General features: G+C 61.7%; 23 protein-coding genes and 1 pseudogene. 12 read left to right on the forward strand and 12 right to left on the reverse strand.

Annotated elements, in window-relative coordinates; translation table 11 throughout:
* Complete coding sequence (locus tag CLU84_RS21360; RefSeq protein WP_099739971.1) at positions 1-2,301, reverse strand: protein-disulfide reductase DsbD; 2,301 nt, start codon at positions 2,299-2,301, stop codon at positions 1-3.
* Positions 2,302-2,471: 170 nt separating this feature from the next.
* Entirely contained in the window at positions 2,472-4,067 is a 1,596-nt protein-coding gene (locus CLU84_RS21365; RefSeq protein WP_099739972.1) for an MATE family efflux transporter, read from the reverse strand.
* A 96-nt stretch (positions 4,068-4,163) separates the two neighbouring features.
* On the opposite strand from CLU84_RS21365, the gene CLU84_RS21370 reads away from it, so the two are divergent.
* Positions 4,164-5,018, forward strand: coding sequence for a creatininase family protein (locus CLU84_RS21370; RefSeq protein ID WP_099740107.1), 855 nt, complete (start codon positions 4,164-4,166; stop codon positions 5,016-5,018).
* A 95-nt stretch (positions 5,019-5,113) separates the two neighbouring features.
* Here the strand turns inward: CLU84_RS21370 and CLU84_RS21375 are convergent, their stop codons facing one another.
* Together CLU84_RS21375 and CLU84_RS21380 are read right to left on the reverse strand one after the other, a co-directional pair.
* Positions 5,114-6,100, reverse strand: coding sequence for a tripartite tricarboxylate transporter substrate binding protein (locus CLU84_RS21375; RefSeq protein ID WP_099739973.1), 987 nt, complete (start codon positions 6,098-6,100; stop codon positions 5,114-5,116).
* Between the two features lie 145 nt (positions 6,101-6,245).
* The gene (locus tag CLU84_RS21380) at positions 6,246-6,920 is read right to left on the reverse strand and encodes a histidine phosphatase family protein (protein WP_099739974.1); all 675 of its coding nucleotides are present in this window, start codon (positions 6,918-6,920) and stop codon (positions 6,246-6,248) included.
* Between the two features lie 299 nt (positions 6,921-7,219).
* Here CLU84_RS21380 and CLU84_RS21385 point away from each other — a divergent pair, with 299 nt between their 5' ends.
* From CLU84_RS21385 to CLU84_RS21400, 4 genes are all read left to right on the forward strand, one after another.
* Positions 7,220-8,248 (forward strand): extracellular solute-binding protein, encoded by a 1,029-nt coding sequence (locus CLU84_RS21385; protein WP_099739975.1) that lies wholly within the window; start codon positions 7,220-7,222, stop codon positions 8,246-8,248.
* Positions 8,249-8,437: 189 nt separating this feature from the next.
* Positions 8,438-10,090, forward strand: coding sequence for an iron ABC transporter permease (locus CLU84_RS21390; RefSeq protein WP_099739976.1), 1,653 nt, complete (start codon positions 8,438-8,440; stop codon positions 10,088-10,090).
* 69 nt (positions 10,091-10,159) lie between these two features.
* On the forward strand, positions 10,160-10,822 hold the full coding sequence (locus CLU84_RS21395; protein WP_099739977.1) for an ABC transporter ATP-binding protein: 663 nt from the start codon (positions 10,160-10,162) through the stop codon (positions 10,820-10,822).
* A 217-nt stretch (positions 10,823-11,039) separates the two neighbouring features.
* The gene (locus CLU84_RS21400) at positions 11,040-12,140 is read left to right on the forward strand and encodes a branched-chain amino acid aminotransferase (RefSeq protein ID WP_233210332.1); all 1,101 of its coding nucleotides are present in this window, start codon (positions 11,040-11,042) and stop codon (positions 12,138-12,140) included.
* 69 nt (positions 12,141-12,209) lie between these two features.
* Here the strand turns inward: CLU84_RS21400 and CLU84_RS21405 are convergent, their stop codons facing one another.
* A complete protein-coding gene (locus tag CLU84_RS21405) occupies positions 12,210-13,136 on the reverse strand; it encodes a PhzF family phenazine biosynthesis protein (RefSeq protein ID WP_099739979.1) in 927 nt (308 codons plus the stop codon).
* A 194-nt stretch (positions 13,137-13,330) separates the two neighbouring features.
* Positions 13,331-14,512 (reverse strand): PLP-dependent aminotransferase family protein, encoded by a 1,182-nt coding sequence (locus CLU84_RS21410; RefSeq protein WP_099739980.1) that lies wholly within the window; start codon positions 14,510-14,512, stop codon positions 13,331-13,333.
* A gap of 352 nt (positions 14,513-14,864) precedes the next feature.
* Here CLU84_RS21410 and CLU84_RS21415 point away from each other — a divergent pair, with 352 nt between their 5' ends.
* The gene (locus CLU84_RS21415; protein ID WP_099739981.1) at positions 14,865-16,328 is read left to right on the forward strand and encodes a PLP-dependent aminotransferase family protein; all 1,464 of its coding nucleotides are present in this window, start codon (positions 14,865-14,867) and stop codon (positions 16,326-16,328) included.
* 7 nt (positions 16,329-16,335) lie between these two features.
* Here the strand turns inward: CLU84_RS21415 and CLU84_RS21420 are convergent, their stop codons facing one another.
* From CLU84_RS21420 to CLU84_RS21430, 3 genes are read right to left on the reverse strand one after another with little or no spacing between them, the layout of a single operon-like run.
* Complete coding sequence (locus tag CLU84_RS21420; RefSeq protein WP_099739982.1) at positions 16,336-17,166, reverse strand: ChbG/HpnK family deacetylase; 831 nt, start codon at positions 17,164-17,166, stop codon at positions 16,336-16,338.
* Entirely contained in the window at positions 17,163-17,576 is a 414-nt protein-coding gene (locus tag CLU84_RS21425) for a GtrA family protein (RefSeq protein WP_099739983.1), read from the reverse strand. Before CLU84_RS21425 ends, CLU84_RS21420 begins: the two co-directional genes overlap by 4 nt.
* The gene (locus CLU84_RS21430; protein ID WP_099740108.1) at positions 17,576-18,580 is read right to left on the reverse strand and encodes a glycosyltransferase family 2 protein; all 1,005 of its coding nucleotides are present in this window, start codon (positions 18,578-18,580) and stop codon (positions 17,576-17,578) included. Before CLU84_RS21430 ends, CLU84_RS21425 begins: the two co-directional genes overlap by 1 nt.
* Positions 18,581-18,717: 137 nt before the next feature.
* On the opposite strand from CLU84_RS21430, the gene CLU84_RS21435 reads away from it, so the two are divergent.
* Positions 18,718-20,199 carry a glycosyltransferase family 39 protein gene (locus CLU84_RS21435; protein WP_099739984.1) on the forward strand — a complete coding sequence of 494 codons (1,482 nt, stop codon included), beginning with the start codon at positions 18,718-18,720 and terminating at the stop codon, positions 20,197-20,199.
* Positions 20,200-20,267: 68 nt separating this feature from the next.
* Here the strand turns inward: CLU84_RS21435 and CLU84_RS21440 are convergent, their stop codons facing one another.
* The 3 genes from CLU84_RS21440 to flgA all read right to left on the reverse strand — a co-directional run bounded on the left by CLU84_RS21440 (position 20,268) and on the right by flgA (position 21,843).
* Positions 20,268-20,630: a hypothetical protein gene (locus tag CLU84_RS21440; RefSeq protein ID WP_099739985.1), complete on the reverse strand. Its 363-nt coding sequence runs from the start codon at positions 20,628-20,630 to the stop codon at positions 20,268-20,270.
* Positions 20,631-20,653: 23 nt separating this feature from the next.
* Complete coding sequence (gene flgM, locus CLU84_RS21445) at positions 20,654-20,965, reverse strand: flagellar biosynthesis anti-sigma factor FlgM (RefSeq protein ID WP_099739986.1); 312 nt, start codon at positions 20,963-20,965, stop codon at positions 20,654-20,656.
* A 119-nt stretch (positions 20,966-21,084) separates the two neighbouring features.
* A complete protein-coding gene (flgA, locus tag CLU84_RS21450; protein ID WP_099739987.1) occupies positions 21,085-21,843 on the reverse strand; it encodes a flagellar basal body P-ring formation chaperone FlgA in 759 nt (252 codons plus the stop codon).
* A 206-nt stretch (positions 21,844-22,049) separates the two neighbouring features.
* Between flgA and flgB the strand changes: the two genes are divergently transcribed.
* The 5 genes and pseudogenes from flgB to CLU84_RS21475 all read left to right on the forward strand — a co-directional run bounded on the left by flgB (position 22,050) and on the right by CLU84_RS21475 (position 25,649).
* On the forward strand, positions 22,050-22,463 hold the full coding sequence (gene flgB, locus CLU84_RS21455; RefSeq protein ID WP_099739988.1) for a flagellar basal body rod protein FlgB: 414 nt from the start codon (positions 22,050-22,052) through the stop codon (positions 22,461-22,463).
* 16 nt (positions 22,464-22,479) lie between these two features.
* Positions 22,480-22,883, forward strand: a pseudogene (gene flgC / locus CLU84_RS21460) (flagellar basal body rod protein FlgC).
* Between the two features lie 16 nt (positions 22,884-22,899).
* The gene (locus CLU84_RS21465; RefSeq protein ID WP_099739989.1) at positions 22,900-23,562 is read left to right on the forward strand and encodes a flagellar hook assembly protein FlgD; all 663 of its coding nucleotides are present in this window, start codon (positions 22,900-22,902) and stop codon (positions 23,560-23,562) included.
* Between the two features lie 34 nt (positions 23,563-23,596).
* Entirely contained in the window at positions 23,597-24,859 is a 1,263-nt protein-coding gene (flgE, locus tag CLU84_RS21470) for a flagellar hook protein FlgE (protein ID WP_099739990.1), read from the forward strand.
* Positions 24,860-24,908: 49 nt separating this feature from the next.
* Entirely contained in the window at positions 24,909-25,649 is a 741-nt protein-coding gene (locus CLU84_RS21475) for a flagellar basal body rod protein FlgF (protein ID WP_099739991.1), read from the forward strand.
* Positions 25,650-25,662: the final 13 nt, after the last annotated feature.

The raw sequence follows: 25,662 nt of genomic DNA on the forward strand, positions 1-25,662 counted from the left end.
CTAGATTTTCTGCAGTGCGTCCAGCACCTCGCTCTTGGACAGAAGCTCGCTCATCACCACGGGCGGCTTGCCCGGTACATACAGCACATAGACCGGTACGCCGCTACGGCCCAGCGCATGCAGAGCCTGGGTAATGGCCGGGTCCTGTCGCGTCCAGTCGGCGCGCAGCAGCTGCACCTTGTGCTGCTCAAACGCGGCCAGTACATCCGCATGGCTGAGCGTGGTGCGCTTGTTGACCTGACAGGTCACGCACCATGCGGCGGTGAAGTCCACAAACACTGGCTGGCTGGCCGCTTGCAGAGACTGAAACTTGTCAGCCGACCACGGCTGCCATAGCTCCCCTTCGCCGCTTTGCGCCTGTGCTTGCTCGGTCTGCGGCGCGGTGATCAGCGGGGCTGCGTAATAGCCCACACCAGCCACCAGCAGCAAGGCGATGGCGCTGAGTGCCAGGCGACTTTTGCCGCTCAGGCCCAGTGCCCAGATCAGCGCGGCCAGCACCAGCAGCAGGGCCAGCAGGGCGGCTGCTGCGTCCATGCCGCTCTGGTGGCCCAGCACCCATACCAGCCAGACCACGGTCGCAAACATGGGGAAGGCCATGGCGCGGCGGAAAGTCTCCATCCACGCGCCGGGTCGGGGCAGCCAACTGACGACGGCGGGCGCAAAACTGGCTAGCAGGTAAGGCAGAGCCATGCCAACGCCCAGGGCGGCAAATACCGTCAGCGCCTGTGCGGCGGGCATATCAATCGCAAAACCCAGAGAGGCACCCATGAACGGGGCTGTGCAGGGCGATGCAATGGCCACGGCCAGCACGCCAGAGAGGAAAGAGTCCAGCACCGGGTTGCGTGCCTGCGCACTGGCGATATGGCTTGGCAGCAGGTTGCCGAACTCAAAAAGCCCTGCCAGATTCAGCCCCAGCACGGTGAACAGCGTCGCCAGCAGAGACACGACGATGGGCGACTGCAGCTGAAAGCCCCAGCCCAGCTGCTGGCCCGCAGCGCGCAGACCCAGCAGCAGCGCGCCCAGCGCCATAAATGACAGCACCACACCCGCGGTATAGGCCAGGCCGCTTATTTTTTGAGCACGGCGATTCTGGCCGTGGCCCGCAAAACCCAGCACCTTGATGGCCAGCACGGGAAACACGCAGGGCATGAGGTTGAGAATCAGCCCGCCAATCAAGCCGCCCAGCAGTGCGGCCCAGATACCGGTGTTGCTGGTAGAGGCCGGTGCAGAAGCCACATTTTTGTTGGCTTCAAGCGCTGCGGCCAGCGCGGGGGAGACGCTGGCCAGCGTGGCAGGCGTCCATTGCCCTGCTACATCCAGAGTGCTGCGCCAGGCAATGGGCTCGCCCTTGTCCATCGCTGTGGCGCGGTCCTTGTCGGCTAGCGCGATGACGATGGCCAGTTGCTTGGGCGTTTCGCCACGCATGTCAGACAGCGGCATACCCTCTGCCACCCACACATTGCCATCCCAGCGCTGCTGCCAGTCCTTGCCGGACTCGGCGGCGTGGTTGAAGGTTTCGGCGTTTTCGGGGTAGAACTCCAGCGCCTTGCCCTGAATGGCGGCTGGAAGGCCTGTGACGCGCAGGCTGATGCGGTCGTCCAGCACCGTGCTCTTGGCTGCATTGGCATCGGCTTGAATGCTGGCCTTGCCGCTATCGCTGAGCGCTACAGGTTGCTGGGCTTGCGCTTTGAAGAAGTCTTCACTATGGGTGGCGGTGGTGCCGCCCACGGGAATCTGCAGCGCGAACTCGCCGCTTTCGGGAATGCATTCCACGCGGCAGATCAGCCAGCTGGCGGACAGGCGTACCTCCACCATGCCGGATTCAGGGGCCTTGAAGTCGCTGGCAACCTTGACCGGGATGGGCAGCAGCACGGTGTTTTCATAGCCGTAATTGACCAGCGGGCCTACGCGCAGGGCATGGGGCGTGGGCCAGTCAATGGCTCCGGCGCTCAGGCCAGCGGGCAGTTGCCACTGCAGCTCGGTGGGCAAGCCGGAGTCACCAGCGTTCTTCCAGTAGGTATGCCAGTCGGGCTCATGCGCCAGCTTGAGGCCCAGCCAGAAGGTCTGGCCTGCGGCAATGCCATCGGGCGCTTGCGCCACTATTTCGGCGCGCACGCGTGGCGTCTGCACCACGGCGGCCGAGGTGCTGGTTTTGCTGCTGGATAAACCCAGGTTGATTTGTGCTTTGGCGCTTATGGGTAAAGCGCTGGCAGCTATCAAAATCAATGCAAAAAACCACAGTGCAAACGGGCTGAGTCTGGGGCTGAGATTGAGGCGGCGGAGGATTGGAAGAGACGACATGACCTGTGTTTGGAGCTGGGTTGCGCTATTTGGTTCCAGTCGGGCAGTATGCGCCGCCAAGGTGAAGGCTGTATGAGCAGATTAAGAGCGACTCATACAACCCTTGATACGTCGCTGCTTCGCCTTGTCTCATACGCAAACCTCTGGTTTGCTGGGTAGTGTTAGCCGCTTTAAGACTTCGCCTGATTGGCTACCGGCCCGGGCGGCTGGCCAGCGACCTCGGCAGGAATGGCCACGCTGTCGCTGGCGGGGGACTGCGCTAGCAGCGCATCGCAGTTCACGGCATGGGTTTCATCTGGCTGAGTTGCTGGCTGTGCAGTGGTCACCATTGCTGTACGAGGCAGCATCTCGGCTTTGCGCCAGTTGCCCCAGCGGTAGTAGGCCAGAATCATGATGACCGAAGCGGCTGAGCTGATGGGGAAGCTCCACCACAGTGCGTCCACACCCAGCACGGGCTGCAGAAACCGGGCCGCTGGCACGCGAATGCCCCACATGGCAATGCCCAGAATGAGCATGGGGGCCAGCACCGCACCCGTGGCACGCACCACGCCAGACAGCACAAAGGTCACGCCAAAGAACAGGAAAGAGCCGATCGCAATGTGGTTGAGGTGGCGCGCCACCTCCAGCGATGGACTGCCGGTGGGCAGAAACCAGCCCAGCACATAGCGATCCAGCAGCACGATGAGGACGATGAGCCCGCCCGTCAGCAGAATGTTGGTCAGCATGCCTGCGCGAGCCGTGGCATCCACGCGCTTCCACAGGCCCGCACCCACGTTCTGCGCGGCCATGGATGAGCAGGCGGCGCCAATGGCCATGGCCGGCATTTGTACATAGGTCCACAGCTGCAGCGCGGCGCTGTAGGCTGAGGCCGTCTGCACGCCATGCTCGTTGACCATGGAAATCATGGCGATCATGGCCAACGAGATCATCACGATTTGCACGCCCATGGGCAGGCCCTTGACAACCAGAGTGCGCACGATCGTCAGGTCGGGCTTGAACAGGCCCAGCTGCCTGCGGCCTATCCACAGCGGGTGACGGCGAAAGCGCAGCCAGCCCAGCAGGGCAAAAAAGCTCACCCCGTTGGCAATCAGCGTGGCCACTGCCGAGCCCTGAATGCCCATGCGCGGTACGGGCCCCCAGCCAAAGATCAGCAGGGGGTTGAGAGCCATGTCCAGCACCACGACGATGAGCAGAAACCAGAACGGCGTCTTGGTGTCCCCCGCGCCGCGCAAAGCGGCCGTCACAAAGCTGAACATGAACAGCAGGGGAATTGCCAGAAAGATGACCTGCAGATAGGCCTCGGCCAGCGGCAGGGCGGCTTCGGGCGTGCTCATCCACTGCATGAGGTGGCGCGACAGCGGCCAGCCCAGCAAGGCGATCAGCAGCGAAACCACCCCGAAAAACGTAGCGCTGGTGCCCAGCACGCGCTTGGCCTGGCCGATGTTGTGGGCTCCCATGCTCTGGGCGATCAGGATGTTGGTCGCCATGCTGATGCCGAACACCGCACCGATCAGCGCGAACATCACATTGTTGGCATTGGCGGTGGCCGTCAGGGCGGCCTCGCCCAGATGGCCGCCGACCCAGATGGCATTGACCGAACCATTGAGCGACTGCAGCACATTGCCCGCGAGTATGGGCAGGGCAAAGACCAGCAAGGTGCTGGCAATGGGACCCTGGGTCAAATCACGGGTTTGCGGTCTGGCCGCTGCCCGGGATGTGTCTGTGGATGTGTTCTGGCGCTGCGCGCTGGTTGTGGCTTCAGGCATCGGATGATTGTGAAGGAGGTCGCCCCGCCGTGCTTGCCGGACTGCAGCCCGAGCGCTGACCCCGCCGTAAGCGGCTGGCGCAGCTACGATGGGGGTATGAGCAATATTCCGTCTTCTTCTGCACGCTGGCCCTCACGCTTTTGGGCGCAGGCATCTGCCTACGACTTTGCCCAGGCACAGACCAGCGGGCTGGCCGCAGACACCGTGGCCGTGCTGCCTGTGGGCGCGGTGGAGCAGCATGGCCCGCACCTGCCGCTGTCGGTGGATGCCAGCCTGATTGATGGCGTGATTGCCCATGCACTGCCGCTGTTGCCTGCAGACTTGCCCGTGCTGTTTTTGCCGCCGCAGAACATCGGTTTTTCCGTCGAGCACACCAATTACGCCGGCACTTTGACGCTGCAGCCCGCCACACTGATCGCGCTGTGGACGGAACTGGGCGCTTGCGTGGCACGCGCCGGGGTCAGAAAGCTTTTGCTGCTTAACGGCCATGGCGGGCAGGTCAGCGTGATGGATGTGGTGGCCCGCGAGCTGCGCATCAAGCACGGCCTGCTGGTCTACAGCGCCAGCTGGTTCGGGTTGGTGGACGATGCCGCCAACCAGCAGTTCTGCGCGCATGAGCATCGTTTTGGCGTTCATGGCGGCGAGGTGGAAACATCGATGATGCTGCACCTCGCGCCCGAGACCGTGCACATGGAGAGGGCGCAGAACTTTGCCTCCACCTCTGAAGTGCGGGCCGGAAAATATCACTTTATCGGCAATGGCCGCAGCGCCAAGCTGGGCTGGGCGATGGAGGATTACAACCCCGCCGGTGCCGCAGGCAACGCTATCGCCGCAACGGTAGAGCGCGGCGCGGCCATGGTGCAGTCATCGGCTGAGGGCTTGGTGAAGTTGTTGGGCGAGATTCACGATCTGCCCTTGAGCACGGTTGAAAACAAGCCGCAGCCCATTTAATAAATGAGTGCCTTACGTAAAAACAGCCTGCATTTGCAGGCTGTTTTGTATTGAAATTCCATTTATTCAGGCGCTAGCTGCTCCTGAAAGCATAGTTACTGCTTAGGGATACGAGCGGTAGTGATGACATCGCCCCAGCGTTTGATTTCGGATTGCAGCAGTTTGGCGGTCTGCTCGGGCGTGCTGGCCTGGGCCTGCACATTCAGCTCGCGCAGCTTTTTGCTCACTTCGGGGCTGTTCACCGCCGCTGTGATTTCTTTGCTCAGGCGCGCAATCACAGCGGCTGGAGTCTTGGAAGGCGCAGCCAGCGCATTCCATGAAGAAGCCACAAAGCCTTTGACGCCAGATTCTTGCGCCGTAGGCACGGATGGCAACAGGGGCGAGCGCTTCTCCCCTGTCACCGCCAGCAGATTCACGGCCTTGGAATTGATCTGGCCCATGATGGGCGTGAGGATTTCCACCGCCGCATCCACCTGCTTGCCGCGCAGGGCGGTCACGACCGCTGGTGTGCCGTTGAAGGGCACGATCTGCGCATCAATGCCGGCAGTGTTTTTGAACAGCTCGGCAGCCAGATTCTGGGTGCTGCCCACATTGATGCTGCCCAGGTTCAGTTTGCCGGGGTTGGCCTTGGCGTAGCTCACCAGCTCGCCCAGGTTTTTGAAGGGCGACTTGGCATCGGTAATCACGCCAATGTCAAAGTAGCCGAGGGTGGACACGGGCGTAAAGTCCTTGACCATGTCGAACGGCAAGTTGTTGAACAGATTGACCGTGACGGCGCTGCCGTTGGACATGAGGAACAGGGTGTGGCCGTCTGGCGCGGACTTGGCCACGGTATCCGCCGCCACAATGCCGCCCGCGCTGGGCTTGTTGTCAATTACCACCGGCTGGCCCAGCTGGGTAGAGAGCCGCTGCGCGACCACGCGGGCCGTCACATCGGCCACACCGCCTGCGCCAAAGGGCACAACGATGCGAATGGGGCGGTTGGAGAGGCCTTCGGCCTGGGTGCTGGCGGCAAACCCGGTCAGCAAGGCCGCCCCCGCTGCGGCGTTGATCAGGGATTGGGTAAAACTGCGGCGTTTCATGCTTGTCCTTCTGTCTGAAACTGGATGGACACAGTGTGCCGCTGAAACCTACCGTCAGGCAGTCACAAGCTGTTCTGCCTGCTATGCCGCAATGGAATGTGAGCTGTCTCAGAGGGGTTGAAAAGAGGGCAGAGCGGCTCAGCGGTTAAGCGCTGGTAATCCAGCTGCGATGCTCTGGGGTGTCCAGATGATTGAGCGTGTTGAAGGTTTGCAGCATCAGTCGCTTGGGGCTGATGGTGAACTCCGTCACGGCAATATTGCGCAGCCGCATATTCAGGGCAATCGTCACCTCGGGCGATGTGCCCAGCACCTGACCCACTGCCGTAGAGATGGGGCCGCCGCTGCTGACCAGCAGCACGTTCTGGCCGCTGTGCTCGTGGCGTATCTCTTCCAGCACCTGATGCACCCCGTCTGAAAAGCCGTTCCAGTCCGGCATGCTTTCTGGGCTGATGGTGCCGCCCATCCACTGCGCCAGTGCGTCGCACAGCAGGCGAAAGTGATGGCGGTACAGCTCGGGCGTATCTGGCCTGGGCAGCGGTGCGGGGTGAATGGCGCGCAGCAGGGCTTCGCTGTCGTATTCATTGAGGCCGGGCCTGCTCTGAGTCGCCGGGATGGCGCCGCCCAGCCCTTGCACAATACCGGCCAGCGTCTGCTGGTGGCGTTTGAGCGTGCCGGCATAGACGGCGTCAAACGTCAGACCTCGTTCGCGCCAGTACTCTCCAAGGCGCAGCGCTTGCGCCTGGCCTCGCTCGCTGAGCTGGTCGTAATCATTCGCGCCAAACGAGGCCTGGCCGTGGCGCACAAGGTAGAGGGTTCCCATGGGGCGGATGTTGGGCCTTGGCCGCTGGCGGCGCTGTCATGCCTGCGACCTGCTGGCGCTTGGGCGACAGCGCGTAGACGGAGTGGTGCGCATTACCGCATCAACCAACCGGGTTGAGAGGCAAGGGCGAAGCCTCCACTCGGTTAAGATGGATGCGAGCGATTCTCAAAAGCATAAAAACACGCTCCGCTTTCGGTACTGGTTCATGGCCCTCTTGCACTTAGCTGGCAGGAGGCCTTGGGGTTCTGAAGCGGAGCGTGTTTTTTTGTGTCTGCTGCTTTCACCCTCTGGAGCCTTCCATGTTTCGACGCCCCCTGTTTGCACTGGCCGCCGTTGCCAGCCTGTGCGCCCCTGCGCTGTCCGCTCATGCTGAGGACATCACGCTCTACACCACACGCGAGCCCGCGCTGATTCAGCCGCTGCTGGCTGCCTTCACCGCCCAGACCAAGGTGGGCGTGAAGACCGTTTTCGTCAAAGACGGCCTGCTGGAGCGGGTCAAGGCCGAGGGCGAGCGTTCGCCAGCCGATGTGCTGATGACGGTGGACATTGGCAATTTACTGGATCTGGTTGACGGCGGCGTGACCCAGCCCGTCAAGTCGGCTGCGCTGGAGTCGGCCATTCCCGCCCAGTTGCGCGATGCGGGCAACCAGTGGTTTGCGCTGTCCATGCGTGCCCGTGTGCTGTATGCCGACAAGGACATGAAGACCGGCAATTTCCGCTATGAAGATCTGGCCAAGCCTCAGTTCAAGGGCAAGGTCTGCTCGCGTGCCGGCCAGCACCCCTACAGCACCGCGCTGACGGCGGCCATGATTGCCCATGACGGCGAGGCCAAGACCGAGCAGTGGCTCAAGGGTGTCAAGGCCAATCTGGCACGCAAGGCCACAGGCGGCGATCGCGACATTGCCCGCGACATTCTGGGCGGCATCTGTGATGTGGGTCTGGGCAACACCTACTACGTTGGCCATATGAAGGCGGCGAAGGAAGGTACGGATGCACGCAAGTGGGGCGATTCCATCAAGGTCATCAAGCCTACTTTCAACGACCCCAAGAGCGGCACGCATGTCAATATCAGCGGTGCATCGGTAGCCAAGCATGCGCCTAACCGCGCCAATGCGGTGAAGCTGCTGGAGTTCCTGGTGTCTGAACCGGCGCAGAACATGTACGCACAGGCCAATTACGAGCACCCCGTGCGCAAGGGCGTGGCGCTGGACCCCGTCGTGGCCCAGAGCATTGGCGAGATCAAGATCGACCCGCTGCCATTGGCTGAAATTGCCAAGCACCGCAAGGCAGCTAGCTTGCTGGTCGACAAGGTCGGGTTTGATAAGTAATCACCCCTGAGCGGCGGAGCCGCTTCCCCCCTCTCTACGCGCTGCGCGCTAGGGGAGGGGGCGACAGCCTCGCTGCGGGGCGGCCCTTGCTGGCTGTCGCTTTGGCGGTGTGTGCTTCATCAAGTGCTGCGTCCTTTGCATGGGGCGCAGCCTTTTGGCTTTTTGGGTGCTGAAGTTCCTTCGTAATTGATGTTTTCTTTTCTTCGTTCAGGGCTGAGGCCCGTCGGGCCGGTGTGGCAGTGCGCAAGCTGGTTGATTGCGCTGGGGGTGTTCGCGCCCATTGCTTCGCTGGCGTGGCTGGCGCTGGGGGCTGATTTTGCGCACTGGCAGAACCTGCTGCGCTATGTGCTGCCCGATGCCGCCATCAACACGGCCTTGCTGCTGACGGGAGTGGGCCTGCTGGTGCTGCTGGTGGGCACGGGCTGCGCCTGGCTGGTGACGGCCTATGATTTTCCGGGGCGGCGCTGGCTGCACTGGGCGCTGCTGCTGCCGCTGGCCATGCCTGCGTATATCGTTGCGTTTTCTTACCTAGATTTGCTGCACCCCATCGGTCCGGTGCAGGGTGCGCTGCGCTGGGTGCTGGGCTATGACAGCCCGCGTCAATGGCGTCTGCCGGATCTGCGCTCCATGGGCGGCGCGATCTTTGTGCTGGGTTTCACGCTCTATCCCTATGTGTATATGACGGCGCGGGCCATGTTCATGACCCAGCCCGCGCATTTGATGGAAGCCGCACGTTCGCTGGGTGAAACCCGCTGGGGTGCTTTCTGGCGCGTAGCCCTGCCCATGGCGCGGCCTGCGCTGGCCGTGGGCCTGAGTCTGGCGCTGCTGGAGACGCTGAACGACATTGGTGCATCGGAATTTCTGGGCGTGCACACACTCACCGTGTCGGTCTATACGACCTGGATTACGCGCTCAGACCTGGCCGGCGCGGCGCAGATTGCCTGCTCCATGCTACTGGCCGTGGTGGCGCTGGTCTGGCTGGAGCGCAAAGGCCGCAGCCGCCAGCGTTTTGGTTCAGCCCAACGCATGCGCGGCATTGAATCGCATCGCCTGCCAGGCTACAGCGCATGGCTGGCCACGCTGGCCTGCAGCGTGCCTGTGCTGATTGGCTTTGTGGCCCCTGCAGCCTATCTGGCTTGGGAAAGCGGCAAGCGCTTTGCGCAGGGCAGCGGAATTTCTGACGGTCTGGTGTCCAGCCTGCTCAATACGCTGGGGCTGGCGCTGGGCGTGACCGTGATTGCCGTGGCTGCTGGTCTGGTGGTTGCATGGTCCACACGCACCGGCATCAGCACCCGTGCGCCATCGCGCTGGCCTGCGCAGGTGGCGGCTCTGGGCTATGCCGTGCCGGGCACCGTGCTGGCCATTGGCCTGCTGACGCCCGCACTGGCGCTGGATGCAGGGCTTGCCAGCCTGTTTGGCGCTGAAGGCCTGCCGCTGATGGGGCTGGGCGTGGTGCTGGTGGTGGCCTGCGTGATTCGATTTCTTGTCATGCCCGTGGGCGGCATTGAGGCCGGGCTGGCACGTATACCGCCCACGCTGGAGCAGGCCTCGCGCCTGCTAGGTGAAGGGCGGCTTGCCACATTGCGCCGCGTGCACCTGCCGCTGCTGCGCCCGGCCATGGCCACCAGCGCCATGCTGGTGTTTGTCGATGCCATGAAAGAGCTGCCTGCCACCTTGCTGCTGCGCCCGGCGGACTTTGACACCCTGGCCACCTGGCTCTATGCCGAGGCCGCACGCGGCACCTATGAGGAAGGCGCGATTGCGGCGCTGTGTATCGTGGTGGCGGGGCTGATCCCTGTCATGCTGCTGGCGCGCTCGCAGCTGTCGAATGTGCAGCGATGAATCTGCATGAAACTGGCCTCAAGCGCTTATGTAAATTGCGCAAGCAGCTATTGAAATTGAAGTAACAGCATGACCGCCTCACTACATATTGCACAGCTGCATCTGGGCTATGAAGCACCCAAGGGTCTGCACACCGTGCTGCAGGGCTTTGACCTGCAGGTGCCTGCCGGCCATATCGCCAGCCTGCTTGGCCCCTCGGGTTGCGGCAAGACATCGGTTCTGCGCGCCATTGCGGGGTTTGAACCCGTGCGTGCGGGCAGCATTCATCTGGGCGAGCGGCTGCTCTCCGGCCCCAGAACCCATCTGCCGCCCGAGCAGCGCCATGTAGGCATGATGTTTCAGGAGTACGGCCTGTTCCCTCACCTGAGCGCCGTGCAGAACGTGGGTTTTGGCCTGCGCCGCAGCAGCAAGGGCGAGCGCGAAAAGCGTGTGAATGAGTTGCTGGCCGTGGTGGGGCTGGCCGATGCCGGGGCCAAGTTCCCGCATGAGCTGTCTGGCGGTCAGCAGCAGCGCGTGGCCCTGGCAAGAGCCCTGGCACCGGCACCGGCCTTGCTGCTGCTCGATGAGCCATTTTCCAATCTCGACGCCGCCACGCGCGAGCGCCTGACGCTGGAGGTACGCGACATTCTGCGTGCCGCAGGCCAGACCGCCATTCTGGTCACACACAACGCGCAGGAGGCCGAAACCATGGCCGACCAGATCTGCGTGATGACGCCTTTTTCAAAAAGTTAGCAAATACTTCTGCTGAGCGGGCACGTACTGGGCTTCACTGGGGGAAGGTTCACCACACTTGTTCCGGTATCCACGCGATTCTGTAAAGAACCAAAAAATGCCATGCTACGCTGTCGGCCTTGCTGCACGGCTTCGCTGTGCGGCACCCTTACAAACTGCCATGGCGCCCTGCCGGTGCCGGTGCATTGCCCTCATGCCTTCTGGAAGGAATCGTCCCGTGTCCACCTCTGCCACCAAGTTCAAGCTGACTGCTTCAAGCCACCCACGCAGCGCCGAAGCGCGCGACAAGATTCTTGAGAAGCCGGGTTTTGGCCTGCACTTTACCGATCACATGGTTGCGGTGCGCTGGGAAAAGGAAGCCGGCTGGCATGATGCCGAAGTGATGCCCTATGGCCCCATCTCGCTGGATCCCGCCGCTGCCGTGCTCCACTACGGCCAGGAAATTTTTGAAGGAATCAAGGCCTACCGTCACGCCGACGGCTCCATCTGGACCTTCCGCCCCACGGCCAATGCCCAGCGCATGCAGCGTTCGGCCAAGCGTCTGGCGCTGCCTGAGCTGCCTGTGGATATCTTTGTCGAATCGCTCAAGCAAATCATTGCGGTGGACAAGGACTGGGTGCCCGGCGGTGAAGAAGCCAGCCTGTACCTGCGCCCCTTCATTATTGGCGACGAAGTCTTTCTGGGCGTACGCAGCGCGCACAAGGCCAGCTACTACGTCATCGCCAGCCCTGCAGGCCCTTACTTTGCCAAGGGAGTGGCCCCTGTGGCGATCTGGCTGTCGACCGACTTTGCCCGCGCGGCCAAGGGCGGCACGGGCGCGGCCAAGTGCGGCGGCAACTATGCCGCATCCTTGCTGCCCCAAGAGCAAGCCTATGAAAACGGCTGCTCGCAAGTGCTGTTCCTGGACCCTGCCGAAGGCAAGTATCTGGAAGAGCTGGGTGGCATGAACGTATTCCTGGTCTACGGCAAAGAGAACAAGCTGGTGACCCCTGCGCTGTCGGGCAGCATTCTGGAAGGCATCACACGCGACTCCATCCTGCAACTGGCGCGCGACCGCGGCATGATCGTGGAAGAGCGCAAGGTCTCGGCCGATGAATGGAAGCAAGGCGTGGCCAGCGGCGAGATCACCGAAGTGTTTGCCTGCGGCACGGCTGCCGTCATCACCCCCATCGGCCAACTCAAGGGCAAGGATTTCTCCGTGGGCGACTTGAATGCTCCCGCTGGCGAGATCACTCTGGCGCTGCGCAAGGAACTGACCGACATTCAATACGGCCGCGCCGCAGACCGCCACGGCTGGCTGGTGCGTCTGGACGCTTAATCAGTCCGCAACGCCAAAAAAGCCAGACACCCGAAAGGTGGCTGGCTTTTTCTTTGAGGGGTGCTGATCTCAGAGCAATACCGCGCCATTGACGACGGTGACCGTGTGGCCACCCACCCAGAGCTTGCCATTGCTGCCGGTCTGTACATGGACTTGGCCGTCACGACCTACGCACACGCCCTGGGCGGCGATATAGGGCGTTTGCAGCAGGCCCTCGCCCGTCAGCCACTGGGCCAGCGCAGCGTTCAGGCTGCCGGTCACCGGGTCTTCGCTGGTGGTTTCGCCAATCAGGGCGCGCACTTCCAGGCTGGGCGATATGGCTGAAGGCTTGCCCTGCGCTGCTTCTTCGGCTTGTTTGGCAAAAGCCCGCGCTTCGCGGCTGGAACGGCCGATCAGCGGGGCATCTTCTTCGGCTTCGTAGATCGCGGCCAGACCGGCTTTGGCATTCAGTTTCTTGAGTGCCGCAAAGTCTGGCTCCACACCCAGCACGGTGTCCGGGTGATCGAGCAGCAAGCCCAGCCACGGCGAGCCGTTATAGAGGCGGCGTGCCATCAGCAGCTGTTCGCGCGCCAGGCCCAGCGCCTGCAGTATGGGTGTCAGTTCTTCTTCGGAAACCGCTTGCGAGTCCAGCGAAGGTGCTTCAAAAAACAGAGCGCCTTGCGCGCTTGCAGTAATGGGTACAAGCCCTTTTTTGCATTCCTGTAACACCTGCTCAGGGTTGCGCGGCTGGCCGCCCTGGGCCAGCCAGGCGTGGCAGCTGCCCAGCGTGGGGTGGCCGGCAAACGCCAGCTCGCCCGCTGGCGTGAAGATGCGCAGCAGATAGTCCGCGCCAGCAGCTTGGCCTTCGGCGCTTGGCTGCATCACAAATGTGGTTTCGGACAGATTGGTCCAGCAGGCAAAAGCCTGCATCTGTGCATCGCTCAGTCCGTCCGCATTCAGCACCACGGCCACGGGATTGCCGAGCAGCGCGGTTTGCGTGAATACGTCCACAGTCATATAGGGACGCGAAGAAGGTGCAATAAGGGCTGGGGCAGACATGGACAGGGATTGTCAGCAAAAAGAAAAACCGGCGCAGGGCCGGTTGATGAGGCATTGCGCATGCCACGGGGTATCAGAGACAGCGAGCAAGAGCCGCCTCGCGGCGAAGCTGTCGTCCCCCTCCCAAAGAGAGAGGAGCGCCTCAGGGGGTGTTATGCATAAGCCTTGATCGCTTCAGCCAGGGCTGCAATGCCTTGGTTGATCTGCTCGGGCGACACGGTCACATAGGACAGGCGCAGCGTATTGGTCTGTGCATCATCCGCGTAGAAGGGGGCTCCTGGCACAAAGGCCATGTGGCGTTCCACGGCCTTGGCCAGCAGCACCTGCGCGTCCATGTTCTTGGGAAGGGTCAGCCACAGGAACATGCCGCCCACGGGGCGAGTCCACTTCACGCCCAAGCCGGCCATTTCGCGCTCCAGCGCCATCAGCATCACGTCGCGCTGCACCTTGTACATGGCACGGATGGTGGGCACATGGCGGTTCAGGAAGCCGTCTTTGATGACTTCGGCCACCACGCGCTGGTTAAAGCTGGGGGTGTGAAGGTCAGCGGCTTGCTTGGCTTGCGTGAGCTTGCCGTAGACGGACTTGGGCGCGACGATAAAGCCGATGCGCAGGCCGGGGGCCAGCACCTTGGAGAACGAACCCATGTAGATCACGCCCTCGGGGTTGCGTGCAGCCAGGGGCAAAGGGGGTTCTTCTTCGTACCAGAGGTCGCCGTAGGGGTTGTCCTCGACCAGGGGAATATTCAGCTCTTTGGCCTTTTCCACCAGTGCCTGACGGCGCGCGTCGCTCATGGTGCGGCCCGTGGGGTTCTGGAAGTTGGGCAGCACATAGGCCAGACGGGCCTTGTCCGCGCCGCTGCCCGCTTGCTTTTCGAAATTTGTAATCAGCATGCCTTCGTCATCGCTGTCCACGCCCACGGCCACAGGCTCCATGGGGGTGAAGGCTTGCAGAGCGCCCAGGTACGTGGGCTTTTCTACCAGCACGCGGCTGCCTTTGTCGAAGAAGATCTTGCCGATCAGGTCCAGCGCCTGCTGGCTGCCGGTGGTGATCAGCACTTGCTCGGGGTCCACATTCCAGGGCAGGAAGTCGGCAATCGCCTGGCGCAGTGGTGCAAAACCTTCGGTGGTGGAGTACTGCAGGGCGGCAGCGCCGTCACGCTGCATCACCGTCTGGCAGGCGACGGTGAAGGCATCCAGAGGGAAGGCCTTGGGGGAAGGCAGGCCGCCAGCCATGCTGATGATGCCGGGGCGGTCGGTCAGCTTCAGGATCTCGCGGATGGCGGAGGAATTCATCTTGGCAGTGCGTTCTGCCAGTGTCCATGTTGTCGTCATAAACAGGTCTCGATCTCTACGGTGCTAACCCCCTGCGGGGCTGGCCAGTGTGTGGTTTCACGCCGTGGTAGGGCATGTGCTGGCGGGAGCTTGGGGCTTTTTGCGCCACAGCGGGGGCGCGGGTAGCGCGGCCGCTGAGCACCAGCAGGTGGTTTTTTATGTCGCGCGACGCTTGCCTGTGGGGCTGGGCGGGCATTGCGACAGGGTAGCCATAGCCCTGTGTAGAGGGCGGCCAAGCAAAATTGATGAAATCAATATACGCCTGAGACCATTACAGTTCCAATACAGACAGCCCCGCAATTATTGCTTCTGTATTGGTGTTTGCATCAATACAGTCCACCGCCTTAAAACCATGTCCATTTCCTTGTCGCGCCAAGCAGCGCTGACCCTGACCCAGCAACTGGCCGAGCGCCTGGCTGAGCGAATCCGCATGCGCCTGCTGCCTGCGGGCGCGCGTCTGCCATCGGTGCGCGAGTGTGCGCGCCAGCAGAATGTGAGCCCCTATACCGTGGTGGCCGCCTATGACTTGCTGCAGGCGCAAGGCCTGGTAGAGGCCAGACCGCAGCGCGGCTTCTTTGTTCGAGACTTTGCGCAAAATCCGCTTCAAACCCAGGAGAGGCAAGCGCTGGAAGCTATCAATGGAAGAGCGCTAGACACCCCGGTCGGTATTGCCTCCGGTACCCGCATCAATGCCACCATGCTGATACGCGGCATGTTTGTGGAAAGCGTGGCCGGCAAACCCCAGCCCGGCGCAGGTGTGCTGCCGGCTGAATGGCTGGATGCAGGCTTTCTGGTGGCAGCCATGCGCAAGGTCACCAGTGGGCCGGCGCTGCGCGAATCTCTGGTGCGCTATGGCGACCCCATGGGCGACAGCAGCCTGCGTGAAGCCTTGGCACGGCGCATGCAGCGCATAGGCATTGCGGCTGCGCCTAGCCAGATTATCACTACCATGGGCGCCACCCAGGCGCTCGACATCGTCAGCCGCGCCCTGCTGCAGCCGGGCGACCCGGTGATGGTGGAAGAGCCCGGTTGGGCCGTGGAATATGCGCGCCTGGCTGCCATGGGTATGCGCGTGCTTCCCGTGCCGCGCGGGCCGGAGGGGCCGGACATGGCGGTCATGCAGCGCTATTGCGAAACCATGGCGCCCAAGCTCTATGTCAGCGTCAGTGTGCTGCACAACCCCACGGGTTACAGCCTGAGCGCCGCCAGCGCTCACGAGGTGTTGCAGATGTCCCAGCGTTACGGCTTTTATGTGGTGGAAGACGATAGCTACTGCCACATCGCCCCAGACCATGCCTCGCGCGTGACGGTGCTGGACCGCCTGCAGCGCAGCATTTATATCAGCGGCTTTGCCAAGGTGCTGGTGCCCAACTGGCGTCTGGGCTATCTGGCCGCGCCGCCTGATCTGGTGGAGAGGTTGCTGGATACCAAGCTGCTCTCCACCTTATCGACTCCTACCCCCATGGAGCAAGCTCTGGCCCTGTGCATGGAGCAAGGCCAACTGCGCCGCCATGCCGAGCGGCTGCGCCAGCATCTGGCCAAGGCCCGCACCCGCAGCGTTGCGCTGGCCCAAGCAGCCGGTTGTCGCTTTGTGGCCGAGCCCGCTGGCATGTTTGGCTGGGTCGATACCGGGGTCGATACCGAAGTGCTGACCCAGCACCTGCTGGATGAGGGCTACATGATTGCGCCGGGCGCCATGTTTCACGCCAGCCGGGGATCGAGTACCTGCATGCGCATCAATTTTGCGACCACGCAGGATGCCGCCTTCTGGCGTGTGTTTGAGCGGGTGGTGGCAAAGATGCGCCAGCAGATTTAAAAAGCTTTTAGAGCGCTTTTACAGGGCCTTGGTGAATACGGCAGTCATTGCGCTGCAGCAGCGCGCCAAAGGCGTCGGACATCAGGTATTCAAATTCCACGGGGCGCTGCTGGCCAATGGCATCGCCTTCGACGATTCCGCTGGCCGGGTGGCACATCAGCAAGCCGCCTTCGGCCATGTGCGGTAGCCAGTTGGCCATTTGCGCGCCATAGGTGGTGGCATCGGGGGCGTCAAAGCCGTAAACACCGCCAAAACCCTTGTTGATGGGAACGCCTGCCTTGCGCAGCCGCCGGGTTGCGGCCCAGCCGCCCAGCAGCGCAATGATGGCGGCTTTGGGGCTGCGCCATAGCCCGGCGGCGGGCGCGGTGGAGCGCACCCATGGCATCTCGTTTGTCGCGTAGCGGGACTGCATTTCTTCAAGCATGGCGTTGCGCAGGCCCGGTAACTGGTGCACATGCTGGTGGCCGTCGATAAAGTCCGGCGGTGTGCCCATGCCTTGCTCAAAGGCATCCAGCTGCTCGCGCCATGCCGCACGCATTTGCACTGGCGACATTTGATGGCAATAGGCCTGGCGGATGACCTGGCCCAGCGCCTGCGCCGTGTGCTGGCCGCCATGATCTTCGGTCAGGTTGAAGTGCAGACCGACAGAGAGCATGGGGCGCATGGGCTTCAAGGCCGGGGCGGCTTGCTGCCAGTGCGGTGATGTGGTCATGCAACTGGTGGCAGACAGGCGGCCCGCGCGGGCCAGTTGCTGCACGGCGTCATCAACCAGCGGGTGCAGGGCGTAATCATCCGCGCACAGCAAGATGGCGCGAAAGTTAGAGGGCGTGTGGCTCATGTGCTGCTGCGTGCCCGGAAGGCCCAGAATTTACTCATGACAAACGTGCCGATGGCGACCAGTACCAGCACGACGGCCAGGCTCCAGAAGTAATGCCAGTGCAGCCAGTGCAGGGCGATGTAGTAGAGCAACTCATTGGCGGCAAAAGACAGGCAGGCCACGGCAAAGAATTTGGCCACGACCGCCCAGCCTCTCACTTGTGCTGATGAAAAAGTGAGCAGTGCGTGGCCGTTGTAGCTGACCACAAAGGCAATCAGAAAGGCCAGCACATTGGCATGCAGCGGTGCCAACCCTGCGAACGCAACAAGCAAGCCGACCACGGCCAGATGCGTGGCCGCCGCTGCGCCGCCCACCAGTACAAACTGAATCAGCTGCGGCAGGCTGCGCAGCTTCTGGAGCAAGGCATTCATCAGGGTTTTTCGCGCAGCGGGCTGCGGTCTTCGTCGTGGGCCACCAGATAGATGGGGCGGCGTTTGACCTCTTCATAGATGCGCCCAATGTATTCGCCCAGAATGCCAATAGACAGCAGTTGCACGCCTGAGAACAGCATGATGCTGGCGGCCAGTGTGGGCCAGCCCCTTAAAGGGTTGCCAAAGAACAGCGCCTCTACAGCAATCCACAGACCATAGGCCAGTGCCAGCAGCGAAATGCTGGCACCCACCATACTCCAGATGCGCAGGGGCAGGGTGGTGAACGAGGTCAGTCCTAGCAGAGCCAGCGAGCCAAGGCGGCGCAGATTGAAGCTGGAATTGCCAGCGGCACGGTCTTTAGGCACAAAAGGCAGGGCCACAGTCTTAAAGCCAACCCAGGCGTACAGACCTTTCATGAAGCGGTTGTTTTCAGGCAAGGCCTTGAGGGCGTCGACCACCTTGCGGTCCATCCAGCGGAAGTCGCCCGCATTGGGCGGCAGCTTGACCGCGCTGCCCGAGTTCATCACGCTGTAGAACAGATTGGTGCCTATGCGCTTGGCACCACTTTCTGCGCCACGGTCGGCAATCACACCATAGACCATCTCGTAGCCGGCTTGCCACAGTGCGTGCATCTCGCTCAGCATCTCAAGCGGGTGTTGAAAGTCGGCGTCAATCAGCAGCACGGCATTGCCGCGTGCGTGGTCGATGCCGGCAGACAAAGCGGCTTCTTTGCCAAAGTTGCGCGACAGGGCCAGATAGCGCAGCGGCAGCTCCTGCGACAGGCGCATGGACAGCTCGTGCGTGCTGTCACGGCTGCCGTCGTTGACGACGACAATCTCGAAATCCGGGGTCAGGGCCTGCACGGTCTGAGCCAGAGCGCGCAGAAACCCGTCGATATTGGCTTGTTCGTTATAGGCCGGCACCACGCAGCTCAGCCGGAGGGGCTGACGCGGCAACTGGGCGGGGGGGGCTGCTGGTGCGTATTCGGCGTGAAAGTCGGTCATGGGCTGATTTTCGCCATTCTTCGGCAGGTTCTTGGGCCGGTAACGGTTTGTGTCGCACAAAAAACCCGTCGCTATACTCACGGCCCTGATTACGTTCTCTGCAATTTTGCCTGTGCCCTTTTCTTTGTAATTGTCTGATGACTGCTGCGCAACGCAAATCCCTTGTTCTTTCTGGCCGGGCTGTGACGGCTCTACTGGTCATCTATGGCGTGATCTGGCTTGGCATCCATTGGGTCACGGCACTGGCTGCACCTGGGGATAACGTGGAGCAGCTGATCTGGATTCGCTCGCTGGAGCTGGGTTACTTCAAGCACCCGCCTATGCCTACCTGGATTGCGGCTGCTGTAGCGGCTGTTGTCGGCCCCTCCATTGGGCTGACTTATGTACTGGGTGGCGTTGTCACTCTGGGCTCACTGGCTATTTTCTGGCGGCTGCTGTGCGGCATGCGCGGCAAGGCTTATGCCACGGTGGCACTGCTGGCAGCCTTGTGCATCACCTTCTATTGTGGGCGGCTGTATTACTACAACCACAACGTGGTGATGATGCTGTGGATCTCCATTGCCGTCGCCCTGACCTGGCGCGTGACGCTGAAGCCATCACTGGCTGGCTGGGCGCTGCTGGGATTGGTCTCGGGCCTGGCCATGCTGAGTAAATACCAGTATGTGCTGGCTCTGGGGGTGATTGGCCTTTGGTGGCTGCGCATTGGCGCTTGGCGTAACCCGGTGCATGTAAAGGGTGCAATGCTGGCCACGGTGACGGGTCTGCTGACGCTGGCCCCTCATCTGTACTGGCTTACGACCCATGACTGGATGCCCATGCGCTATGCAGGGCGCACTTCTTTAGGTCTGCATCTGGATGCGACAGCTCGTATGCAGATGTCCTTGATGTTTGCAGTGGACTGGATCTTCAACCGCTGCATGCCTGCATGGGTAGTGCTCGGTGTAGCCCTTTGGTGGGGTCGCTGTAGTAAAGACAAGGCCGCACCGAAGGCGACGCATGAGCATGTGAGAACAACTGAAGACAAGATGCTGCGCGAGTTCTGGCTGCTTTGGGGGCTGGTTCCGCTGCTCTCCATCCTGGCGCTGTGCCTGTTTACGGGCTCCTACCTGCACTTGCAGTGGGGTACCGCTTTCATGTTCCTGTGCGTGCCTGCAGCGATGGAGTTGGTGAAGTCTCCGGCTACTCAGTGGAGCAGTCCTGCCCGATTGCGTGCTGCGTGGGTGACGTTCGGTGTTTTGCAGGCCTTGTTGCTGGCGCAATTCTGGCTGGCATCACCCATGGGCTTGCCGGGCTACAAGAGCAGCCACCAGAACCATATCCCTGTGGATAAGATCGTGGAGGGACTGGCTCCTGCGGCGCACAAGGCGCTGGGCGGCCCGATCGACATCATCATAGGTCCGCAGGCGCTGGCTGGTCGTATTTCCATGGAGCTGCCAGAGCGCCCGCGTGTGTTTGTGGAGCGCAATCTGCAGTACAGCCCATGGATTCACAAGGAAGAGCTGGCAACAGCCCGAATCATCGAGGTGTTTGTCGAGGCAGATCCGCTGCCCGAAGGTGCTGTACGTGCCTACGAGCGTTGGTCGTGGCGACCTGTGAAGATCAAGCCAGGTGAGTACTGAAAAGAGTACTGGAACAAGAAAGGCGGACTTGAACATCCGCCTTTTTCATGGGTGCCGAGGATTGGCGTTCAGCTAGCCGCGTGATAAATGCGTGCACGGCCAGACTGCGAGGCTCCGCGCAGGCTGCTTACATAAGTGCTGTCGTCGGCTGTGGGAACCAGCGCTTGCGCGCGGCGCTGGTTGAGCACGGTCAAGCGGGCCAACTGATCACGCATGAGTGTGATTTCAGCATTCAGGTGCTGGGCGCGATCGAGCATCGCGGGCGTCCAGTCTTCAGAGGGAAAACGTTTGACGAGCTGGGAGACGGCCACCATGGCGTCCCGCAGTCGAGTGCTGGATTGCTCCAGCGCAGAGGCATCTGAAGATTGCAGTGATGCCGATACGGTCTGAACCACCGCATCCAGCGAATCGAGCATTTCCTGCAAAGTCATTGTGTCAGCCTCAGTTCAATCGCTCAGGCGCGGGCGTGAACCAGAAATTCTTCGGCGTTGCTCAGCAGCTTGTCTGCGATGGCATCGGCGTTGATGCGGAAGCTGCCATTTGAAATGGCTTCGCGCATGGCCTTGACGCGGTCGGCATCAAAGTCGGTGTTGGTGCGGTTCTGGCTGTCCAGGGCGCGGGCCGAGGACGAGAAGGACACGGGCACACCGGCGGCACGCTCGGGAAGACCTTTGGTCGATTCTTCTGCGGCCACCGTGGTTGCGGACTTGGGAGTCTGCTTGGCTGCCGCGGCTTGCGGCAGCTCCGGCTTGTTACCTATCTTCATGCTGGTTCTCCAATCGCCCTGTATCGGCGTAGGGCGCTGTAGCCTTGCTTTCGGCAAGGGCGCGTGAAACTTGAGGAATTTTTGACATGGATCCAGAAAAGTGAGTCATTGCTCTCAATTTACTGAACGTAAACCACGCCATTGGCATTGACCGTGCCTGTCACAAGACGGCCATTATCCATGCGAACCCGAACTTGCTGGCCTTCTCCGGCAGCGGCCATTGCCTTGCCTGAAGAGGAAACACTGAAGCTGCCGCCGTTGACCATGACCTGCACGGGCGAGCCGGCGCTGAACAGCGAAGGCGGGCGCACCATGTTCTGGCGCAGCGCCTGGCCGGAGGTCAATTGGCGAGCTGCCACCATGCCAATAAAGTCTTGTGCATTGGCAAAGACCGGGGCGCTGTCTTCGGCCCAGTCCACTTCGGCGGGGACTGCATCTTCAGCGCTCAAGGTTTTGCCCGCGGGAATATTGCCCTGCACCACCCAGGCCTGGCCATAGGCGCGCACGGTGATAGGTAGAAACACATTCCAGGGCACGCTGCCTTGCACGCAGCGCAGGCCCAGCCGGGTGCGACCCCAGAGGCGGCTGCCCGCAGGCAGATAAGGCTCTACCCGCGCACAGGCCGCCAAGCGCAGGCGTGAATCGAGCTGGCCCATCTGCACTTCCATGCGCAAGGGGCTGCCGTTGCTGGCTTGAGGCGCGTCAGCAGCGGGCTGGTGCAGTGCCGTGTCGATAAACCGCTGCCCGATCTGGCTGAGCTGGGCAACGCCATCTTGTGCCTGCACGCCTGTAGCCAGCAGCAAAGTGCCCAGGCACCATGCCGCAGCCACGCCTTGCATGGGGCGAAGTGTGAGGTGTTGGGCGAGGCGGGCAGGCATGCATCAATCCTTGGGAGCAATCTACAGACACAAAAGCTGCAGACCTTGGCCGCAAATATAGGTGCAGGCGTGCTTTGGTAATGGGCCGAAGTAGAAGCGCAATACAGCTTTCTTCACGCTTTAGTTTTGCGGTGTGATTTTCATAATCCTCGCATGCCGCAGTCTGTGCGACTACGGCGCATTGAATTTCTGAAAGCGAGGCCGCAATGCTGAACAAAATGACTGAACGACTGGACTTCCAGAGCGAGGCGCTGCTGCTGCGTGCCGAGCGCCAGCGAGCCATTGCCAGCAACATCGCCAATGCCGACACCCCCGGCTATACGGCGCGCGACTTCAATTTCCGTGAAGCCTTGATGGCTGCCACCAGCGGCCCCAAGCCTTTGACACAGGCCAGTACCACGGCTGCAGGGCATATCCCCTTGCAGGCTCAGACCTCGGATGAGGCGCTCAAAGCCAAGCTGGGTTACTCGGTCAACTCCCAGCCCAGTCTGGACAACAACACCGTAGATCTGGACCGCGAGCGTGCCAGTTTTGTGGACAACGCCGTGCGCTACGAAGCGACGCTGCGATTCATCAACGGTCAGTCCAAGACCATGCTCAGCGCCATTCAAGGCCAGTAAGCCCAGGAGCTAAACCATGTCGATGTTTTCCATCTTCAATATCTCGGGCAGCGCGGTCAGCGCCCAGTCGCAGCGACTGAACGTCGTGGCCTCGAATCTGGCCAACGTCGATGCCGTGGCTGGCCCAGACGGCAGCGTCTACAAGGCACGTCAGGTGGTGTTTCAGACCGTGCCCATGGGGGGGATGGCAGTGCTGGCGTCAAAGTCAACGCCATCAGCGAAGACAGCACGCCTGGTCGCCGCATTCACGACCCCAGCCATCCGCTGGCTGACGGTGAGGGTTATGTCACCCACTCCAACGTGAGCGCCGTGGACGAGATGGTCAACATGATTTCGGCCTCGCGCTCCTACCAGAACAACGTGGAAGTCATGAACACGGCCAAGACGCTGCTGCTCAAGACTTTGCAAATGGGCCAATAAGCCCGGGAACACACACATGATCAACGGCACAAGCGGTGTGGACGGCACCACGACAACCACCACAGGCAACACCAAGAGCTCGGTATCTGACGCCAATGAAGCGCAGGATCGTTTTCTCAAGCTGCTGGTGGCGCAGCTCAACAATCAAGATCCCATGAATCCCATGGACAACGCGCAGATGACCTCGCAGATGGCGCAGATCAATACGGTGACCGGGATTCAGCAACTGAACCAGACCATGCAGTCCATGTCCAGTCAGTTCGTATCCATGCAGATGCTGCAGGGCACGTCCATGATCGGCCGCACTGTGCTGACCGAGGGCAACACACTGGGCACAGCCGCTGATGGCACGCACACTGCGGCTTTTGACCTGGAAGGCAAGGCAGCCAGTGTCAAGGTTCAGATCACTACCGCCAGCGGCGAGCTGGTGGACACCATTGACCTGGGCGCAGGCGCCACAGGTCGCAACTACTTCACCTGGGACGGTGCCGACAAGTACAGCGGCGACAAATCCCAGCTGCGCTACTCGGTGCAGGCCACCAATGGCGCTACTGCTGTGGCATCCACGCCCCTGTCACCCCACGCTGTCATCGCCGCTAGTGCCAGCAATGGACAGCTGATGCTGGAGCTGGACGACGGCAGTAGCCTGGCCCACTCTGCCGTCAAGGCTGTGTACTGACCCTTTCAATATCAACGTTCTGCAGGAGAACACCATGAGCTTCCAACAAGCCCTGTCGGGTCTGAACGCCGCAGCCAAGAATCTGGATGTCATCGGCCACAATATTGCCAACTCTGGAACCGCTGGCTTCAAGAGCTCGCGCACAGAATTCGCCGAAGCCATGGCCAGTGCTGCCGGCTCCGCCAGCGGTCAAACCGTGGGCATCGGCGTGGACGTTGGTGCCGTTAGCCAGCAATTCAAGCAAGGCAACATCAACGCCACCGGCAATAACCTGGATGTCGCCATCAATGGAGACGGGTTTTTCGTACTGAGGCAGCCAGACGGCAGCATGGCCTATAGCCGCGCAGGCAACTTCCAGCTCGACAAGCAGGGAAATCTGGTCACCATTGCGCGCGACCAGGTGATGGGCTATCCGGTAGACCCGGCCACAGGCAAGGTGCAAACCGGCGTGCAGCCTGTTCCCATGAGCTTTCCATCGGGTCAGCCTATTGCCGCCCGTGCCACGGCCAAGGTTGAGGTCGACCTGAACCTTGATGCCCGGGCCCACGATGCCGTTGGCGACCCCAATGCCACCCCGCCTGTTCCTGCCACACCGCGTGCTACCTATGGCACGTCACTCACTGTCTACGACAGCCAGGGCATCGGCACGCCCATGTCCATGTACTTCGAGAAAAACGGCGCCAACAGCTGGGATGTCTATGACGGTCTGGGTGATCCTAGCGCTACGCCCCCTGTGGTTGCCAACAAGCTCACCACCCTGGTGTTCGATGCGGCGGGCAAACTGGTCAGCGGCAGCCCGGTTACCAATGCAACCATCCAAACCAACAACCCCAACTCGCCCACGCCGGGCTCCATTACCGGCATGAACATCGATTTTTCGGGCGTGACACAGTTCGGCACCAAGTTCGCTGTCTCCGACCTCAAGCAGGACGGCTACACGGCAGGTGTCATGACAGGTATCAATATTGGCGGCGATGGCTCCATCGTGGCCTCCTACTCGAACGGCGTGTCGCGTGCAGAAGGCATGCTCACCCTGGCCTCGTTCCGCAACCCGCAAGGACTGGCTGCCACGGGTGGTAACAAATGGGTGGAGACATCCGACTCGGGCCTGGCCGTCAGCGGCCTGCCGAAGACGGGAACGCTAGGCACGCTGCAGGCCGGCGCGCTGGAAGACTCGAACGTGGACCTGACCGCTGAGCTCGTGAACATGATGACCGCCCAGCGCGCTTACCAGTCCAGCGCCCAGGCCATCAAGACGCAAGACCAGGTGTTCTCCACCCTGGTGAATCTGCGCTAAGCCAAGCGCTGGCGTGAACTAAGTACCGAGCAGAAAAAGGAAGTCTGGCATGGATCGCATCATTTACACCTCGATGACGGGCGCCAACGCGGCGGCCCAGCGTCAGGCTGTGCTGGCGCACAACCTGGCCAATGCGGGCACCAATGGTTTTCGTGCCGAGATGTCTACCTTCCGCTCGGTCCCTGTTCAAGGCAGTGGTGCGAGTACACGCGTGTTTGCGCTGGAAGCGACTTCTGGCTATCAAGACACGCCCGGCCCGGCCCAGCGCACCGGCCGCGCGCTGGATGCCATGGCCATGGGGCGCGCCTGGTTTGCCGTGCAGGGCATGGATGGGCAGGAGGCCTATACCCGCAACGGCATCTTCGAGGTCTCGCCTGAAGGGCAACTGGTCAACAGCAATGGTCAGGCCGTGCTGTCCGATGGTGGTGCGCCGATTGATATTCCGCCAGAGTCCTCAATTTCGCTGGGCTCGGACGGCACGCTGACGGCCAAGACCGGCAACCAGCTGCCCGTGGCTGTGGCACGCGTCAAACTGGTTACGCCACCCGTCGATGAGCCGCTGGTGCGCGGTGATGACGGCTTTTTCCGCGCAGCCCAGGGTGATGCTTTGCCCAATGACGAAACGGCGCGACTGCTGTCGGGCTCTATCGAAGGCTCGAACGTCAATACCGTCGAGACCATGGTCGGCATGATCGCTGCCTCGCGCCAGTTCGAGCAGCAGATGAAGTTGCTGCAGACCGCTGAAACCAATGACAAGTCTGCCAGCCAGTTGCTGAGCTTGAACGGCTGATAGCCAAAGGAAT

Source organism: Comamonas sp. 26, assembly GCF_002754475.1.
Lineage (GTDB): Bacteria > Pseudomonadota > Gammaproteobacteria > Burkholderiales > Burkholderiaceae_C > Comamonas.

What these genes read in the sequence shown, in the direction of transcription:
- CLU84_RS21360 (WP_099739971.1), bottom strand. Translation starts at nt 2,301, where the DNA reads ATGTCGTCTCTTCCAATCCTCCGCCGCCTCAATCTCAGCCCCAGACTC.
- CLU84_RS21365 (WP_099739972.1), bottom strand. Translation starts at nt 4,067, where the DNA reads ATGCCTGAAGCCACAACCAGCGCGCAGCGCCAGAACACATCCACAGAC.
- CLU84_RS21370 (WP_099740107.1), top strand. Translation starts at nt 4,164, where the DNA reads ATGAGCAATATTCCGTCTTCTTCTGCACGCTGGCCCTCACGCTTTTGG.
- CLU84_RS21375 (WP_099739973.1), bottom strand. Translation starts at nt 6,100, where the DNA reads ATGAAACGCCGCAGTTTTACCCAATCCCTGATCAACGCCGCAGCGGGG.
- CLU84_RS21380 (WP_099739974.1), bottom strand. Translation starts at nt 6,920, where the DNA reads ATGGGAACCCTCTACCTTGTGCGCCACGGCCAGGCCTCGTTTGGCGCG.
- CLU84_RS21385 (WP_099739975.1), top strand. Translation starts at nt 7,220, where the DNA reads ATGTTTCGACGCCCCCTGTTTGCACTGGCCGCCGTTGCCAGCCTGTGC.
- CLU84_RS21390 (WP_099739976.1), top strand. Translation starts at nt 8,438, where the DNA reads ATGTTTTCTTTTCTTCGTTCAGGGCTGAGGCCCGTCGGGCCGGTGTGG.
- CLU84_RS21395 (WP_099739977.1), top strand. Translation starts at nt 10,160, where the DNA reads ATGACCGCCTCACTACATATTGCACAGCTGCATCTGGGCTATGAAGCA.
- CLU84_RS21405 (WP_099739979.1), bottom strand. Translation starts at nt 13,136, where the DNA reads ATGACTGTGGACGTATTCACGCAAACCGCGCTGCTCGGCAATCCCGTG.
- CLU84_RS21410 (WP_099739980.1), bottom strand. Translation starts at nt 14,512, where the DNA reads ATGACGACAACATGGACACTGGCAGAACGCACTGCCAAGATGAATTCC.
- CLU84_RS21415 (WP_099739981.1), top strand. Translation starts at nt 14,865, where the DNA reads ATGTCCATTTCCTTGTCGCGCCAAGCAGCGCTGACCCTGACCCAGCAA.
- CLU84_RS21420 (WP_099739982.1), bottom strand. Translation starts at nt 17,166, where the DNA reads ATGAGCCACACGCCCTCTAACTTTCGCGCCATCTTGCTGTGCGCGGAT.
- CLU84_RS21425 (WP_099739983.1), bottom strand. Translation starts at nt 17,576, where the DNA reads ATGAATGCCTTGCTCCAGAAGCTGCGCAGCCTGCCGCAGCTGATTCAG.
- CLU84_RS21430 (WP_099740108.1), bottom strand. Translation starts at nt 18,580, where the DNA reads ATGACCGACTTTCACGCCGAATACGCACCAGCAGCCCCCCCCGCCCAG.
- CLU84_RS21435 (WP_099739984.1), top strand. Translation starts at nt 18,718, where the DNA reads ATGACTGCTGCGCAACGCAAATCCCTTGTTCTTTCTGGCCGGGCTGTG.
- CLU84_RS21440 (WP_099739985.1), bottom strand. Translation starts at nt 20,630, where the DNA reads ATGACTTTGCAGGAAATGCTCGATTCGCTGGATGCGGTGGTTCAGACC.
- flgM (WP_099739986.1), bottom strand. Translation starts at nt 20,965, where the DNA reads ATGAAGATAGGTAACAAGCCGGAGCTGCCGCAAGCCGCGGCAGCCAAG.
- flgA (WP_099739987.1), bottom strand. Translation starts at nt 21,843, where the DNA reads ATGCCTGCCCGCCTCGCCCAACACCTCACACTTCGCCCCATGCAAGGC.
- flgB (WP_099739988.1), top strand. Translation starts at nt 22,050, where the DNA reads ATGCTGAACAAAATGACTGAACGACTGGACTTCCAGAGCGAGGCGCTG.
- CLU84_RS21465 (WP_099739989.1), top strand. Translation starts at nt 22,900, where the DNA reads ATGATCAACGGCACAAGCGGTGTGGACGGCACCACGACAACCACCACA.
- flgE (WP_099739990.1), top strand. Translation starts at nt 23,597, where the DNA reads ATGAGCTTCCAACAAGCCCTGTCGGGTCTGAACGCCGCAGCCAAGAAT.
- CLU84_RS21475 (WP_099739991.1), top strand. Translation starts at nt 24,909, where the DNA reads ATGGATCGCATCATTTACACCTCGATGACGGGCGCCAACGCGGCGGCC.